This is a genomic window from Sediminibacillus dalangtanensis (assembly GCF_017792025.1).
In the GTDB taxonomy this organism is placed as follows: Bacteria; Bacillota; Bacilli; order Bacillales; family Amphibacillaceae; genus Sediminibacillus; species Sediminibacillus dalangtanensis.
In genome coordinates this window covers 2901618-2917497 of record NZ_CP046956.1, presented here as the reverse complement: position 1 = coordinate 2917497, position 15880 = coordinate 2901618, and the positions used below count along the sequence as shown (strand labels likewise).

Below are 15880 nucleotides of genomic sequence, written 5' to 3'. Positions count from 1 at the left end.
TCCCCCGGTTGGTATGAATCCCCTGGTGACAAGCTTCTTCAACTATAATACATAAGAAAAGACCGTGGTGGGGCCTGACCCCACCACAGCTTTGATCCGTCCTATTAGCTTTAAAATCAGCCATCGGGGACTGACCCCGCCTCACGCTCACGCCCGCCGCCTCACGCTGTCCCGCATCCGCGTGTTGAACATACTCTACTCGAAATCAGCGGGGCATGTGGAGTTTGAATTTGTATTTGTCTGCGCGATAGGCGGATTTCACGTATTCGAACGGTTCATCGTTGCTTAAGTACGTAAGTCGTTCGATCAATAAAACGGGATCGCCTGGATCCAGCTGTAGGTATTCGATTTCTTTTTCATTGGCAAGCGCCGATTCGATTTCCTGGTTGGCATGCTTGATGGTGAATCCCAAGGTGTTTTCGATATAGTCATAGAAAGATGGAGCGAAGTCTTCTCTCGTCATGTTTCCGGCGATTTTCTTCGAGGTATAGATGGTTTCGACAGCCAGCGGCGCTTGATCGGCCATCCGGACCCGCTCGATTTTAAAAATCGGCGCTCCTATTTCCACCGCAAGATTAAAAGCCAGTTTTTCATCCGCTTCCATCTCCTCAAAGCTGACCAGTTTACTGGAGGGTTTAAGCCCACGAGCTCGCATGTCCTCACTAAAACTGGTCAATCCTTGTAAATTTTGCTCAAATTTTTGCTCGGCAACGAAGGTGCCCTTGCCTTTTTGTCGAAACAATAATCCTTCGGCGGCCAGATTGTTGATGGCCTGCCTGACGGTCATCCGGCTGATATGGTGTTTCTCAGCGTATTCCCGCTCAGAAGGGAGCAGTTCTCCCGGCTTGAGCTGCTCGGTTTTAATCAGCTGTTTGATTTCTTCTTCCAATTGATAATATATAGGTAACGGCGAATTTTTATCGACCATATCCATCTCCTTTCATCAGCTGGCTTGTTTAGGGAAAACTAACGTAACTAAAAAAAATTTTATCAAAATATTCCGGCTAAGTATATACTTATCTTAATGTATAGACAACTATATCTCATTATGATACCTTAAAAGTAACTCCATATGATGCTTTTTTTGCAATTAAAAGGAAAGAGGCGAGCGACAGTGGCGAACGAAGACACGTTACTTATAAAAAATGTCAAGGTTTTCGTGGAAAAGGAAGTCATCGAGAACGGATATTTAGTGGCTGAACAAGGAAAAATAACGGAAATCGGCCACATGAACCAACTGAAAAACAAAAAAATTTCCATAGCAACCAGCATAGACGGAAACGGCCTCAACGCCGTTCCGGGATTTATCGACGGCCATATTCATGGTGCCAATGGAGCAGACGTCATGGATGCGACCCCGGAAGCCCTGGAGACGATGGCTTCAGCCCTTCCGAAAGAGGGAACCACCAGCTTTCTTGCTACGACGATTACCCAATCGAAGGACAATATCCACCGTGCCCTGGCGAACGTTGCATCTTATCAAAACAAGCCGGCACAAGCTGAAATCATCGGCATCCACTTGGAAGGACCGTTTATCGAGGAAAGCAAAGCCGGTGCCCAGCCGAAGGAGCATATTCTGACTCCAGAGGTCGAACAATTTGAAAATTGGCAGCGTATTTCCGGTAACATGATCAAGACAATCACCATGGCTCCGGAAAAAGACGAGGATGGAGCTTTAACCCGGTATCTCGCCAACCAGGGCATTAACGTTTCGGCTGGGCATACCGCAGCAACGATCGCCGATATGCGCAAAGCGGTCGAGCACGGCGTCAAACAAGTGACCCATCTGTGCAACGCGATGTCGCCGATTCATCATCGGGATATCGGAGTGGTTGGAGCTGCTCTCACCCTGGAAGAACTGAAGAGCGAGCTGATTGCCGATAAAATTCATGTTTCCCCGGAAATGATCGAATTCATTTACCAGAACATCGGCAGCGAACGACTCCTGTTGATTACCGACGCACTCCGGGCGAAGTGTTTGAAACCGGGAACCTACGACCTCGGGGGACAGGAGGCGACAGTAACAGAGGATCGGGCGATGTTAAGCGACGGAACTCTTGCCGGATCGATCTTAAAAATGAACCAGGGTGCGAAAAACATGATGGAAACTACCGATGCAACATTGCAGGACATTATCACGATGACGGCGGTCAATCCGGCAAAACAAATCAATATGTATGAGCGTAAAGGCAGCTTGGCTCCGGGAAAAGATGCGGACATTTTGCTGGTGGAAGACGACGTGTCGGTAAAATATTCGTTTTGTCGCGGAGAATTGGCATACGAGGAGGCAAACAACAGTGGAAATTAAACAAGTAGAGGATTACCAGGCGATGAGCGAAGCTGGCGCCCAATTAATCATGGAAACAGTGAACAGCCTGGAACAACCGGTGCTGGGACTGGCGACAGGTTCGACACCCGAGGGCGTTTATAAACGCTTGATAGAGGCACATCAAAGGGAAAAGGTCTCCTTCCGCCATACGACATCTTTCAACCTTGATGAATACGTAGGAATGTCAGGGAGCGACCCAAACAGCTATCGTTATTTCATGGACAAAAAATTTTTCGACTACATTGACATCGATAAACAAAAGACTTTCGTGCCGAACGGAAAGGCAGAGGACCTGCAGCGCGAATGTGAGCAATATGAGCAGCTGTTGATGGATCATCAGGAAATCGACCTGCAATTATTAGGGATTGGGACGAACGGCCATATTGGTTTCAATGAACCGGGAACCCCGTTTTCAACCAAAACCCATATCGTCGATCTGGCACCTTCAACCAGAAAAGCAAATGCCCGTTTCTTTGAAAGTGAGCAGGAGGTACCGAAGCAAGCAATCACGATGGGCATTGCCACCATTATGAAAAGTAAGCAGATTGTACTGCTCGTATCAGGGGAGAGAAAGGCCCGGGCATTGGATCAACTGCTTCACGGAGATGTATCGGAGGACTTTCCGGCATCGATTTTGCAAACACATCCCAATGTCCAAGTCATTGCCGACAAAGCGGCATTATCCAGGGTAAGCGTTTAGGCAATCCGGTGAATTATCACAGAGGATTGCCTTTCCTCTTTCCTTTGAAACATTTCCTGGGAAATAATCTTTTTGTCGAAAAAGCGATCAAACATCGATTTCCAAGTAGGAGCTTCCCCCGGCTCTAATTTCGGCCTGGTCACTGGTCAAGTCCACCATCCATTCGGTAAAACCTTCTTCTTGTCCACTTTCGACATAGACCGAGAATTCTACGTTTTCCTGGTATGCTATGTCTTTCAACAAATACTGCGAATTCCGCAACTGGTTTTCCAATTTGCCAAGCAAAGCATAGTCGGCTGTGACGAGGAAGTTTTGCATCAGCTGGCGTTTCACAATGCCGGTTGTTTCCAATGCCTGAGAGGTAGTACTTGAATATGCGCGGATCAACCCGCCTGCACCGAGCTTGATTCCCCCGAAATAACGGGTGACCACTACTGCGGTATCTTTCAGGTCTTTCTTTTTCAAAACTTCGAGAATCGGAACACCGGCAGTACCGCTCGGTTCCCCATCATCATTGGCTTTTTGAATAAGATTCTGTTCTCCAATCATATAGGCAGAACAGTTATGGGTGGCATCATGATGTCTTTTTTTGATCTCACTGACGAATGCTTGTGCTTCTTCTTCGGTTTCGACTCGTTTTACATGTCCGATAAAGCGTGATTTTTGAATGACGATTTCATCGAAACCCTCGGATTTTACGGTAAAATAGCTATTTAGCATCTTGCATTTAACCTCCTAAATCTTCATTATATAAAGTAAGAACAAGCGCCGCAAATAATTGAGAATCAGCAGGCCGCGCGCGCTGGGCTTTTTTTGGGCAGTTTGGAAATATTTGAAGGAATTTTTTTATAAAAAATTTAGCAGTACAGGGAAAATTACCCCCATAAACCTGATTTATCCTTCGAATGTACTATGAGGAGATAGGTGGAGAAAGATGACAAAGAAAGCAGATGAGAAAGCATTGGATCACATTATAACTGAGATGATCGATACCGTGGAAAACAGTAAGGATGAAGTTTTTTACATAGGCGAAGAGTCACGTAAAGAATATGAGCAACTGCAAAATGAATTAGCTGAAACGAAGCGTAAAGTCATCCATGTTATCGAAGAAGGCGACGATCTTGAGCAAAAAGTTCGTTTCTCCAGAATTAGACTATCTGAAGTTAGTAAGCATTTTGATAATTTTACAGAAAAAGAAATTAGAGAAGTTTATGATCAAACCCATACGTTACAATCCAAGCTGACAATGAAACGGGAAAAAGAGAAAAACCTCCGCGAAAAACGGGATGAAATCGAGCGCCGCCTCCGTTCGCTGGAACAGACAATCAAGCGGGCGGAAGGGCTGGTCGGAAAGATCTCGGTTGTGCTGAATTACTTAAATGATGATTTCAAGCAAGTTTCCGAAGTCCTCCAGGATGCCCACCAAAAACAGGAATTCGGTTTGAAAATCATCGAAGCGCAAGAAGAGGAACGCAGACGTTTGTCCCGCGAAATGCATGATGGCCCTGCCCAGATGCTGGCAAACATCCTTTTGCGCTCTGAATTGGTAGACCGAACGTTCCGGGAGCGGAGTGTCGAAGAAGCTGTCCAAGAAATGAAAAGCATGCGAAAAATGGTCCATACGTCTTTGTCGGAGGTACGGCGGATCATCTATGATTTGCGGCCGATGGCACTTGATGATCTCGGGCTTGTTCCGACCATAAAAAAATACCTGACGAACACTGAAGAATATAACCGGATTAAAATCCAATTCACACCGCTCGGCGAGCAGCGACGGCTGGATACCAAATATGAAGTGGCCTTGTTCCGGTTGATGCAGGAATCCGTGCAAAATGCCGTCAAGCATTCCGAGGCGAGCTTGATTCAAGTAAAAATGGAAATCATGAATGACAAAGTCGGTTTAGTCATAAAGGATAATGGAAAAGGGTTTGAAATGGGGAACAGAAGGGAAAAGTCATTCGGTATCATCGGCATGAAGGAACGTGTTGAGATGTTGGACGGAGAAATTGATATTTATTCCAAAATCAACGAAGGCACTTCCGTTATCATCAATGTGCCGTTGAATCAGCCGGAAGAATAGCAGGATCGACGATTGTCGTAATTTGTTGACCATAAAATCTCAGATAAACTGGCGCAAATTAATACAAATCCAGCTATATCATGTATAATAAGAGAAAGAGATATGCTGCGACAGCAGAAAGGTTTAGTAACTGGTGGTAGAAATCATAGCAACTATTACAACAAGAAGAAAAATCAACGCACATGGTGGCGGGATGCTACTGTCTCTGTTATATGTTGATTTATTCTGGCCATTGGCGGGCATGCATTTCCCGCTGAAGGAAGTTTCACTTCATGCAATTAGGAGGAGCAGAGTATGACAACCAATATATTACTAGTCGATGACCACAAGTTATTCCGTGAAGGTGTGAAAAGAATCTTGGATTTTGAGCCTTCATTCAATGTTGTCGCTGAAGGAGATGACGGTTCCACTGCTGTGAAGCTGGTGGAAGAGTTCAATCCGGATGTTGTATTGATGGATATCAATATGCCGAACCTCAATGGTGTCCAGGCAACGTCGGATTTGATCGAGAAACACCCGGACATAAGCGTCATTATTTTATCGATTCATGATGACGAGAACTATGTCACACATGCTTTAAAAACCGGTGCACAAGGGTATTTGTTGAAGGAAATGGATTCCGATGCGTTAATTGAAGCGATCAAGGTCGTCAGTGAAGGCGGTTCTTATCTCCATCCGAAAGTAACCCATAACCTTGTCCAGGAGTATCGCAGACTGGCAGAAGAAAGTGCCAACAAGCCGGTGGAAAAACAAATTGATTACCGCAAACCATTGCATCTGCTGACACGAAGAGAGTGTGAAGTGCTCCAGTTGTTGGCTGACGGTAAGAGCAACCGCGGCGTCGCGGAAGCATTGTATATCAGTGAAAAAACAGTCAAAAACCATGTCAGCAACATTTTGCAAAAAATGAATGTAAACGATCGGACGCAGGCAGTCGTTTCGGCCATCCGGAATGGCTGGGTCGAAGTCTTATAAACAGCGAAGAAAAGCCGGGGATATCCCCGGCTTTTTGTTGATACCGCGATCTGCCTTTTTTCGGGATGGAAGCGATTCTATTAAAAATAGCGCACAGCCTATTTTTGTGCTAGATTATCGAGGCACCTGCTTGTAAAATAGAAGGTAAGCATGAATGAAATTTTGTCCATGAAAGGTAGATTTTATGAAAATTGCTGTAATGACAGATAGTACGGCTTATTTACCGGAAGAGGTTCGACGCGAAAAACAGATACATATGGTGCCGCTTAATGTCTTTTTTGACAAGGAGTCTTATCAGGAGGAAGTCGACATCACGGCAGAGGAGTTTTATCCAAAGGTGAAAGCTGCCACAGAGCTGCCGAAAACCTCCCAGCCGTCGATCGGCTTGATTACCGAAAAGCTGGAGGAACTGGCTGAGGATTATGACGCCGTCATTTCTGTCCACTTATCAAGCGGAATCAGCGGTACGTTCGAGGCCGTCGGTTCTGCTGGGAAAATGGTCGATAACATCAAGGTCTATCCATACGATTCCGAAATGAGCTGTATGGTACAAGGGTTTTATGCGCTGGAGGCAGCAGAAATGGCTGCAAACGATGCAACGGTTGAAGAAATCCTCGGCAGGCTCGATGAAATGAAACAGTCGATGATTGCTTATTTCATGGTCGACGACTTGGGCAACCTGCACAGAGGCGGACGCCTGAATGGCGCACAGGCTTTGCTGGGAAGCATGCTCCAGGTAAAACCGCTACTTTATTTTGAAGATAAAAAAATCGTTCCGTTTGAAAAGATACGTACCCGTAAGCGTGCCCTGAAGCGGATTGAAGATTTGTTCGCCGCTGATGCCGAAACCGGAAAGCCGATCCGGGCGGCAGTGATTCATTCCTTGCGTGAAGAAGAGGCGCAGCAGATGAAACGGGATTTCGAAGCGAAATATCCGAACGCCGAAGTGGTCGTCAGTTATTTCGGTCCCGTCATCGGCACCCATCTGGGTGAAGGCGCCATCGGACTTGGCTGGTATTTTAAATAAGCTTATTGCTATCATTTTCATTATTATATGGCTGTGTCCCGCTTTTTTTGTGGCGGGACATGAATGTATGATAAAAAGGAGCTGGTTTCCATTTCTACACTGATTTCCTCGATCCGGTCGTATTTTTATCCTTCTTTTGACTGGATTCCTTCTACTAGTATTTCCTCTGAAACGTTTTCCAACATATTATCCGCAAAAGAGTTACTATCCATTTCCAACCGCTTTTCTGGAAAATTGCTGCTTCGTGAAGAAATTCAAATCGAACAAGCGTTATGGGTCGAATTAACCGAGACTGGAATGCTTCAAGCTGTCGAAGCAATCGAGTCCCATGTGTGGGGCTGGCGCTGCCGCCGTTGTGGCAACAAGCTTCGCCGGAAGTTTGCTGAGATTCCTTGTGCCCGTTGTAACCAAACCCATGTCTATTGCCGCAACTGTGTGGAAATGGGAATGGTACTACAATGCCAGCCGTTGTATGTCTGGACAGGCCCGCCTCCAAAATGGCCCGTTCAGGAAAAAGCGTGCAGATGGGACGGAGAGCTGACACTTGCCCAAAAGAAAGCTTCTGACCGTATAAGGGAAGTAATGGAGAGAGGTACTGGTGAGCTGCTTACGTGGGCGGTATGCGGAGCTGGCAAAACAGAAATGCTTTTTGCCGGAATTGGCAGCGCTTTGGAAGCAGGCAAGCGCGTCTGCCTGGCATCACCGCGTGCTGATGTGGTCCGTGAGCTGTTGCCGCGGTTCCGTCAGGCGTTCCCTGACACAGCGATTACCGGTTTGTATGGGGGAAGTGAAGAGAAAGCGGCTGACGGTCAGCTCGTGGTGGCCACCACCCACCAGTTGCTGCGTTTTGCCCGCGCATTCGATGTCAAGGTCATTGATGAAATCGATGCATTTCCATATCATAAAGATCCGTCATTGCCGTTCGCCGTAGCTAGGGCGGCAAAATCAGCATCTGCCCGCATCTATTTGACCGCCACTCCGAGAAAGGAACAGCGTCGTCGCCTTGGTTATGGCCGTTTGGATGCTGTTTTTGTGCCAATCCGCTTCCACGGATGTCCGCTTCCGGTTCCCCGCTTGATCCTTTCCAGCCATTTAAAAAGATCCTTGCAAAACAATATGCCGCCGGCTGCTTTCTTTGACTGGCTGAAGCGACGTCAGCATCCGGAACGGCAGCTGATGATATTTGTGCCATATGTTGAGCTTGCAGGCAAAATGGAGAAAGCAATCGGTCTGCTATTGAGAGAAGAGCTTGGCGATTCGGCGATTGCTTCCGTTCATGCTGCCGACAAGGATAGGGAAGCGAAGGTACAGCAGTTCCGCAATCGAGAGCTGCAGGTACTAATCACAACTACGATTTTAGAACGAGGCGTCACGTTTCCATCTGTCGACGTCGCCGTGCTGGACGCCGGACATGCTGTATTTGATGAAGCCGCCCTCGTACAGATTGCCGGCCGGGCTGGAAGAAGCCCGGATGACCCGGATGGGGAAGTGTTGTTTTTTCATGCTGGGAAAACAAAGGCAATGGTTGCTGCTGTCCGTTCGATTAACGCAATGAACAAGCGGGCGGTGAAAATCTGATGCATTGCTTATGGTGTGACAAAGAGATGGTTACGGAAGTCCATTGGGGGAACATCCTGCTGCCCGATCGTATTAAGCAGTTATGCGAGAGTTGTGAAAAAGAGCTGGACAGACTGGACGGAAAAGAGCTGTGTGTCAAATGTGGCAGACGCGTTGATGGGGAAGGAGAGACTTGTGGGGACTGCCGCCGATGGGAACAGCTTTCCCAATGGCAAGGAGTACTTACGAAAAATCGGTCCGTTTATGCCTATAACGAGCGGATGCAGGAAATGCTCGCCAAGTGGAAATATCGCGGCGATTATAAATTGCGCGAAGCATTCGAGAGTGATTTGCAGGACACTTTTCGGAAATTGTTCAGCAAGGATTACCGTAAGCGCGCAATTTTGGTTCCCATTCCACTAAGCAAAGAGCGGCTGTACGAACGCGGCTTCAACCAAGCCGAAGCGTTAATTGACTTATTGGATAAACCAGCAGAGCAGCTGTTGACGAGAACCCACGGAGAGAAACAGTCCAAGAAAACACGCCGGCAGCGAATCCTTGCCAAAAATCCCTTTACGTTGATTAAGCCGACCTACAAACCGGTCATACTGATTGACGATATCTACACCACTGGAACCACCCTCCGCCACGCCGCACGCACCCTGAAAAACAACGGCTGCCCAGAAGTGTATTCCCTCACCCTCGCCCGCAGCTAACCCGGGGACAGACCCTCCCAAAAGAGGAGGGCTTCCTGATGAAAGCTGAGGGGTCAGAATGCTGAAGGGTCAGTCCCCCAACTCCTGATTTGCGATAAAAATCCCAAATCGGGGACAGACCTTCAACTCCTCAAAACCCCTATAAATTAGCATTTCTAATTGAATGAAGAGAGAGAACGCCTGTTTTGGGGTCAGTCCCTAGGCCCGGTTAAATATCATAACTTCTCCTCGAAGGGACTGACCCCGCTCTCCTCCTCTCCCAAAATATCTCAATTTCTTGTCACTGTACGGGAGGTCATGTGCTATAATGTACGAAAAATGCTTTTAGGGGGAACTATGATGGGAGAATTAATGAACTGTCCACGCTGTGGGACACTTTTTGTGTCTGGCGTCCGTTCGATTTGCCAGGATTGTTACAAAGAGGAGGAGCGTGCTTACACGACAGTTTACGATTTTCTTCGTCCGCGGAAAAACCGGCAGGCGACTGTTCCGGAAATTGTTGAAGCGACCGGAGTCGACGAGGAAATTATTTTTAAATTTGTTAAGGAAAGACGCTTACGGGCGTCCCAATTTCCAAATTTGACCTATCCTTGCGAGCGCTGTAGCACGAAGATTTCCGAAGGCAAACTATGTCATTCCTGCCAGACCGAAATGAAATCCGACCTGGATCAACAGAAAAAACTAGTCGAGATTGCCGAACGCAACAAACAAAACGTGCACGAAATCAATACCTACTATACAGTCGAAAAAAAACAATGACTTTCTATTAAACAATACTCCCAACCTGCCGATATTAAGATTAAGAGCATGTACGCCAGATAACCGTGAAAGGAGTGCAGTGCATTGAAGATTAATGGTACTAATCAATCCAACTTTAATCCGTACCAAAAACAACTGCAAAAGCAGGCGGAAGTGAAACAGGAAATGAAAAATAAAGAAGATAAATTGCAAATATCGAATCAGGCAAAGCAACTGCAGGAAACCGCCAAACCTGACCCTGCGCGGCAACAGCGGGTACAGGAAATCAAGCAGGCTGTGGAGTCTGGCGAATACAACATCGATCCAAAACAGACAGCCAGGAAAATGATTGCGTTTTGGAATAACCAACCGTAAAAAAGGGAGGACATCGTATGTCCGTTCAACCCGTAGTTGAATCATTACAGCGTTTGATCAAACTTCATGAAAGCTTATTGACCTTGTCCAAAGAAAAAACAGAAACGTTGAAAGACGGAGATACGGACAAGCTGCAAACCTTGATGCTGCAGGAAAGAAAGCATGTTCAGGCAATCAATCAGGTCGAAAAGCAACGGCAACAGGAAGTCGGAGCATGGGCAAGCAACGCCGGAATCGATCCGGAAGCCGCCACAGTGTCTGTCATTCTCGAAAACTTGGAAGATAAGCAGGAGAAGATAGATTTGGAAAGCCGTTTCTTAAAACTGACAAATGTACTATATGATTTAAAGCAACAAGAAAACTTAAATCAAGACTTAACCAAACAGTCTTTGCAATTCATCCAAATGTCGATCGATATGATGGATCCATCGTTGAAAAACATGAATTACGGTAATACCAAAAGTCAGCAGCAACCACAATCGTCGAAACGGTCGCTGTTCGATTCGAAAGCGTAGCAGGAGAGAGGAGTAACCAGTGTGAGTTCAACTTTTAATGGATTAGAGGTAGCCAGGCGTGCGCTAACCACCCAACAGTCTGCTTTATATACAACCGGTCATAATATTGCCAATGCTAATACAGAGGGTTATACCAGACAGCGGGTCAATTTTGAACAGACCGGCCCATACCCTCCGGCATCGAGGAACCGACCTGAGATTCCTGGACAAGTGGGAAGCGGTGTTCAGGCAGGCTCGATTGAACGTGTTCGTGACCAGTTTTTGGACAAGCAGTACCGCAGTGAGAATGCCAAGCTTGGTTATTACGATTCCAAAGCAAGTGCGATGGAGCAAATGCAAAGTATCATGAACGAGCCGACGGAACAAGGGCTGTCCAAGACAATGGATCGCTTTTGGCAATCGCTGCAAGACCTTGCTACAAATAAAGATGAGGGCTCCAGAGCTGTTGCGGTGCAAAGGGGTACTGCGGTGGCTGAGACGTTTAATTATGTTTCCGATTCTTTAAATTCAGAAAGAAGCAATTTGCAGGAAGAAATGAATGTTACGAAAAAGGAGATAAATTCATTAGTCAGGCAGATAAACAACTTAAACAAACAAATCGGGGACATTGAACCTCACGGTCTGGTACCTAATGATTTATATGATGAACGAGACAGATGTATCGATAAGCTCTCCGGCCTCGTGAACATCAATGTTTCCTATGAAAGCAGCGGTGGACAGCCAAGTGCGATTGCACAGGGAAAAGCAACCATAACTTTGGCTGACGGACAAGGAAAGGATACAGACACCACCCTGATCGACGCTTCATCTGGCGAATATAAGCACATGGAAATAGGCCTCGATGATGAACAAAATGTAGAGCAATTCAATTTTACAACCATTGACAAGGATGGCAATGAAACATCGACTGACTCCATTGCTGCGGCTGACTTTTCTTCTCAGGGTAAAATGAAAGCCCTCATGGAATCCAACGGTTACATAGATGGTGGTGAAGCAGTCGGGGAATATCCGGATATGTTGGAAGAGTTGAATTTTTTAGCTAGAAACCTAGCTGCCGCACTTAATGAAGTTCACTCTCAGGGGATTGACGCCAATGGAGACCCTGGACAGGAATTCTTTGTTATTGACGATACAGATAATGCTGCAGCATCTATAACAGTATCTGAGGCAATTAAAGAAGATAGTGACTTGATTGCCGTCAGTGCCAATGGAGATAGCGGTAATGGTGAAAATGCGCTTGCGATGGCTGAGGCAATGCGTAAAAAAGGCGTCGGCGATTTAGGCCAGAACTCTTCGATACAAACCTACTATGAAGGAATTATCGGGGAAATGGCCGTAGTTGCTCAGGAAGCTGAGCGGATGCAAGGGAATGCTACCGTGCTCCGTGACCAAGTGGATGAAAATAGACAATCGGTCAGTGCTGTATCGTTGGATGAAGAGATGACCAATATGATTAAATTCCAACATGCCTATAACGCGGCAGCCAGAAATATGACGACCGTGGATGAAATGCTCGACCGAATCATCAATAATATGGGATTAGTCGGAAGGTAGGTGACAGAAAATGCGCGTAACACAAGGTATGTTATCGAATAATATGCTAAGAAATTTAAGTAACAGTTATGATAGCTTGGGGAAATATATGGACCAGTTGTCTACAGGTAAAAAGATCAATCGCCCTTCTGATGACCCGGTTGTCGCCATGAAAGGGATGAATTACCGCACACAAGTGACTGAAATTGAACAATACCAGCGAAATACTAGTGAAGTTCATAATTGGATGGATAACTCTGATTCGGCATTGGATCAAGCTACACAAGCTCTTCAGAGACTTAGAGAATTGGCTGTTCAAGGTAGTAATGGTACGTATGAAGATGGGCAACGGGAAAACATTGCGCAAGAAGTTGATCAATTGCGTGATCATTTGGCTGATATTGCCAATACGAAAGTCAACGGTAAATATATCTTCAATGGTACGAAAACCGATACCCCCCCTGTTGTTGATGGTGAAGTCCAGGAGGGTGGCGGAGACGTTGTAGTTGAAGTGGCCAGCGGTACAAAGTTAAAGGCCAACATTGATGCCGGGGAAGTATTCAGTAGTGACTTGTTCGATGATATTCAAGCTTTCTCTGATGCCTTGAGGTCTGACATACCTGATGAAGAATTGGATGCCAATATTGCTTCGCTGGATAATCATATTGACAATGTAGTAAATGAGCGTGCAGATTTAGGTGCACGCATGAACCGGTTAGATCTTATAGAAGACCGCCTTTCTTCTCAGGAAGTTACGGCTAACAAAATGATGTCAGATAATGAAGATATAGATTTAGAAAAAGTCATCATGAAGCTAACCACTCAGGAGAGCGTTCACAGGGCAGCACTGAGTGCCGGGTCACGGATTATACAGCCAACTTTGACAGATTTTCTACGATAAATAATTAGGTGAAAGCACTTGCCCTCTGTATGAGCGGCAAGGCTTTTTACTATGAAGGGAATGGAGGAGAATTATGCAACTGCCTCAGGTCAGAATGCAATCTAACCTGGCAAAGATTCAAATCACACAGACGCCAGTACAGCAAACCATTATACAACCAAAAGCAGATCAAACAATCAGACAGCCCCAAGCTGAAATTACGATACAACGACGACCTTCTAAAATGACTATTGATCAATCAAAGGCTTGGGAGGATATGAATCTTAAGAGTGCGGCCAAGAGCATTTCTGAAGCAGCACAAAAGGGGAAAGAGGCAGTGTATAAGGGCATGCAGCGAAGAGTGAGCCAAGGGGAGCAGTTGATGAAAATCGAAAATGGAGGAAATCCAATAGCCGTTCAAGGAAAACAAAACGGGGAAAAACCAATGAAGCAATTCAATATTGGCTGGATTCCATCCCATTTTGCCGTGCAAACCGATTACCAGCCGTCCGAGCTGAAGATAAATGTCCAAACGCATGAGCCGATAATTGAAAACAAGCCAAACAAGCCAATTATCAATAATCAACCTGGTGAAGTAGAAACGTCACTTTTGGAAAGACAAAGCCTTTCCATCGACTTTGACAATTTAAAATTTAAAAATTTCAACTTTGAAATGATGATATAAAAGGATGATTAGATGAAAATACAAACAAAGTACATAGGTTCAGTTGAGGTAGATCAAAATGAAACGATAGAATTCCCTCAAGGCATTCCTGGCTTCAATGCAGAAAGAGAATTTATACTTTTGGACTTTCCTGAAAATCCTGTGTTCCAAATCATGCAGTCTGTCGAAAACCAGCAGCTGGCATTTATTGTGACAAATCCTTTCCATTTTAGATCTGATTATGATATTGATTTAGATCGAAGTTTAGTAGAAACGTTAGAAATCCAACAGGAAGGTGATGTTGTTATCCTATCGATTCTTTCCCTGAAAGATCCGTTTGAAAAAAGTACAATGAATTTGCAGGCACCTATTGTTGTTAACATGACCAAACGGAAAGGAAAGCAATTCATCACCAATAAAAAAGATTATAGTACAAGAGAACCGTTGATTGCTGCGGCATCCTCTAAGGAAAAGGAGGATTAATAATGCTCGTATTGACCCGGAAGATAAACGAAGCAATACAAATAGGCGAAGATATAGAGATAACATTGATTGAAATAGACGGAGAACAGGTGAAGCTGGGGATTTCAGCACCGAAAAACGTCGATATTCATCGTAAGGAAGTATACTTGGAAATCCAAAGGGAAAACAGTGAAGCTGCGCAAGTTTCTACAGATTTATTGAATTTATTAAAAAATAATGCAAAAAAAGATTAAACATTATCGAATTGCCACCGATAATATAAATGTAAGCCAATCGATACCAAAGACGGCCGCTTTGGTTCATTGGTCTCACCACAAGGAAGTGGGAGTATTTACTTATTCAAGGAGGAAAAATAATGAGAATTAATCACAACATTGCGGCGTTAAACACACACCGCCAACTAACAGGTAACCAAAATGCAACTCAAGGATCTTTGGAAAAGCTTTCTTCTGGCCTTCGCATCAACAAAGCCGGAGATGACGCTGCAGGTCTTGCAATTTCAGAAAAAATGCGTGGACAAATCCGCGGATTGGATATGGCTTCCAAGAATGCTCAAGACGGAGTCAGCCTAATTCAAACTGCTGAAGGTGCCCTGAACGAGACTCATGACATTTTACAGCGTATGCGTGAACTTTCTGTTCAAGCTGCCAACGATACAAATGGCGACAAAGATCGTGAAGAGCTTCAAAAAGAAGTAAGTGAACTAGTTGACGAGATCGACAGAATCGCTGGAGATACGCAATTCAACGGTAAGAACCTTCTTAACGGTGACCTTGCTGGAAGTGGAGCAGTTACTTTCCATATTGGATCAAATGCTGATCAAAATATCACGTTGGATGTAAATGATATGTCTGCTAGCGGTATTTCCGTAGATGGCGTTAATATTTCTTCTCAATCTGGAGCTAACTCAGCAATCACAACAATCGATACTGCAATCGAAACTGTGTCTTCTGAAAGAGCCAAATTGGGTGCTAACCAAAACCGTTTAGAGCATACTATCAATAACCTAGGTACTTCTTCTGAAAACCTAACTGCTGCTGAATCTCGTATCAGAGACGTTGACATGGCAAAAGAAATGATGGCATTCACTAAGAATAACATCCTTTCTCAAGCTTCCCAGTCTATGCTGGCTCAAGCTAACCAACAGCCACAAGGCGTACTACAACTTCTTCAATAAGTAAAAAAAAACACCGTCACTATGACGGTGTTTTTTTTATATCCTCTGTTTATCTCATCGTAAATTTAAGGCTCTACAATATTTGTTGGGGTTTTAGAAAAATTCCACATAAAAAATACACACAAGCTCCT

General features: G+C 45.2%; 18 protein-coding genes. 16 read left to right on the top strand and 2 right to left on the bottom strand.

The window, feature by feature from the left end; all coding sequences use genetic code 11:
• Nucleotides 1–205 precede the first annotated feature (205 nt).
• Entirely contained in the window at nucleotides 206–928 is a 723-nt protein-coding gene (locus ERJ70_RS14615; protein ID WP_209365544.1) for a GntR family transcriptional regulator, read from the bottom strand.
• A 186-nt stretch (nucleotides 929–1114) separates the two neighbouring features.
• On the opposite strand from ERJ70_RS14615, the gene nagA reads away from it, so the two are divergent.
• Together nagA and nagB are read left to right on the top strand one after the other, a co-directional pair.
• Complete coding sequence (gene nagA, locus ERJ70_RS14610) at nucleotides 1115–2308, top strand: N-acetylglucosamine-6-phosphate deacetylase (RefSeq protein ID WP_245207997.1); 1194 nt, start codon at nucleotides 1115–1117, stop codon at nucleotides 2306–2308.
• The gene (nagB, locus tag ERJ70_RS14605) at nucleotides 2298–3029 is read left to right on the top strand and encodes a glucosamine-6-phosphate deaminase (protein ID WP_209365543.1); all 732 of its coding nucleotides are present in this window, start codon (nucleotides 2298–2300) and stop codon (nucleotides 3027–3029) included. Before nagA ends, nagB begins: the two co-directional genes overlap by 11 nt.
• An 87-nt stretch (nucleotides 3030–3116) precedes the next feature.
• On the opposite strand, the gene ERJ70_RS14600 is transcribed toward nagB, so the two are convergent.
• Complete coding sequence (locus ERJ70_RS14600; RefSeq protein WP_209365542.1) at nucleotides 3117–3749, bottom strand: YigZ family protein; 633 nt, start codon at nucleotides 3747–3749, stop codon at nucleotides 3117–3119.
• A gap of 214 nt (nucleotides 3750–3963) precedes the next feature.
• On the opposite strand from ERJ70_RS14600, the gene ERJ70_RS14595 reads away from it, so the two are divergent.
• The 14 genes from ERJ70_RS14595 (at nucleotide 3964) to ERJ70_RS14530 (ending at nucleotide 15749) form a co-directional block, all read left to right on the top strand.
• The gene (locus tag ERJ70_RS14595; RefSeq protein WP_209365541.1) at nucleotides 3964–5109 is read left to right on the top strand and encodes a sensor histidine kinase; all 1146 of its coding nucleotides are present in this window, start codon (nucleotides 3964–3966) and stop codon (nucleotides 5107–5109) included.
• A 294-nt stretch (nucleotides 5110–5403) separates the two neighbouring features.
• Nucleotides 5404–6084, top strand: a complete 681-nt coding sequence (locus tag ERJ70_RS14590) for a response regulator (protein ID WP_209365540.1) — start codon at nucleotides 5404–5406, stop codon at nucleotides 6082–6084.
• A 184-nt stretch (nucleotides 6085–6268) separates the two neighbouring features.
• On the top strand, nucleotides 6269–7111 hold the full coding sequence (gene fakB / locus ERJ70_RS14585; protein ID WP_209365539.1) for a DegV family protein: 843 nt from the start codon (nucleotides 6269–6271) through the stop codon (nucleotides 7109–7111).
• Between the two features lie 63 nt (nucleotides 7112–7174).
• The gene (locus tag ERJ70_RS14580) at nucleotides 7175–8689 is read left to right on the top strand and encodes an ATP-dependent helicase ComFA (protein WP_209365538.1); all 1515 of its coding nucleotides are present in this window, start codon (nucleotides 7175–7177) and stop codon (nucleotides 8687–8689) included.
• Nucleotides 8689–9384 (top strand): ComF family protein, encoded by a 696-nt coding sequence (locus ERJ70_RS14575; protein WP_209365537.1) that lies wholly within the window; start codon nucleotides 8689–8691, stop codon nucleotides 9382–9384. Before ERJ70_RS14580 ends, ERJ70_RS14575 begins: the two co-directional genes overlap by 1 nt.
• A gap of 339 nt (nucleotides 9385–9723) precedes the next feature.
• A complete protein-coding gene (locus tag ERJ70_RS14570) occupies nucleotides 9724–10143 on the top strand; it encodes a TIGR03826 family flagellar region protein (protein ID WP_209365536.1) in 420 nt (139 codons plus the stop codon).
• Nucleotides 10144–10227: 84 nt separating this feature from the next.
• Complete coding sequence (flgM, locus tag ERJ70_RS14565; RefSeq protein WP_209365535.1) at nucleotides 10228–10497, top strand: flagellar biosynthesis anti-sigma factor FlgM; 270 nt, start codon at nucleotides 10228–10230, stop codon at nucleotides 10495–10497.
• Nucleotides 10498–10514: 17 nt separating this feature from the next.
• On the top strand, nucleotides 10515–11012 hold the full coding sequence (locus tag ERJ70_RS14560) for a flagellar protein FlgN (protein ID WP_209365534.1): 498 nt from the start codon (nucleotides 10515–10517) through the stop codon (nucleotides 11010–11012).
• Nucleotides 11013–11033: 21 nt separating this feature from the next.
• Entirely contained in the window at nucleotides 11034–12566 is a 1533-nt protein-coding gene (flgK, locus tag ERJ70_RS14555) for a flagellar hook-associated protein FlgK (protein WP_209365533.1), read from the top strand.
• A 10-nt stretch (nucleotides 12567–12576) separates the two neighbouring features.
• Nucleotides 12577–13446, top strand: a complete 870-nt coding sequence (flgL, locus tag ERJ70_RS14550; RefSeq protein WP_209365532.1) for a flagellar hook-associated protein FlgL — start codon at nucleotides 12577–12579, stop codon at nucleotides 13444–13446.
• Nucleotides 13447–13519: 73 nt separating this feature from the next.
• Nucleotides 13520–14110 (top strand): DUF6470 family protein, encoded by a 591-nt coding sequence (locus ERJ70_RS14545; protein ID WP_209365531.1) that lies wholly within the window; start codon nucleotides 13520–13522, stop codon nucleotides 14108–14110.
• Between the two features lie 12 nt (nucleotides 14111–14122).
• Nucleotides 14123–14572 carry a flagellar assembly protein FliW gene (gene fliW, locus ERJ70_RS14540; protein WP_209365530.1) on the top strand — a complete coding sequence of 150 codons (450 nt, stop codon included), beginning with the start codon at nucleotides 14123–14125 and terminating at the stop codon, nucleotides 14570–14572.
• Between the two features lie 2 nt (nucleotides 14573–14574).
• Nucleotides 14575–14805 (top strand): carbon storage regulator CsrA, encoded by a 231-nt coding sequence (gene csrA, locus ERJ70_RS14535; protein ID WP_074598605.1) that lies wholly within the window; start codon nucleotides 14575–14577, stop codon nucleotides 14803–14805.
• 122 nt (nucleotides 14806–14927) lie between these two features.
• Complete coding sequence (locus ERJ70_RS14530) at nucleotides 14928–15749, top strand: flagellin N-terminal helical domain-containing protein (protein WP_209365529.1); 822 nt, start codon at nucleotides 14928–14930, stop codon at nucleotides 15747–15749.
• Nucleotides 15750–15880 lie beyond the last annotated feature (131 nt).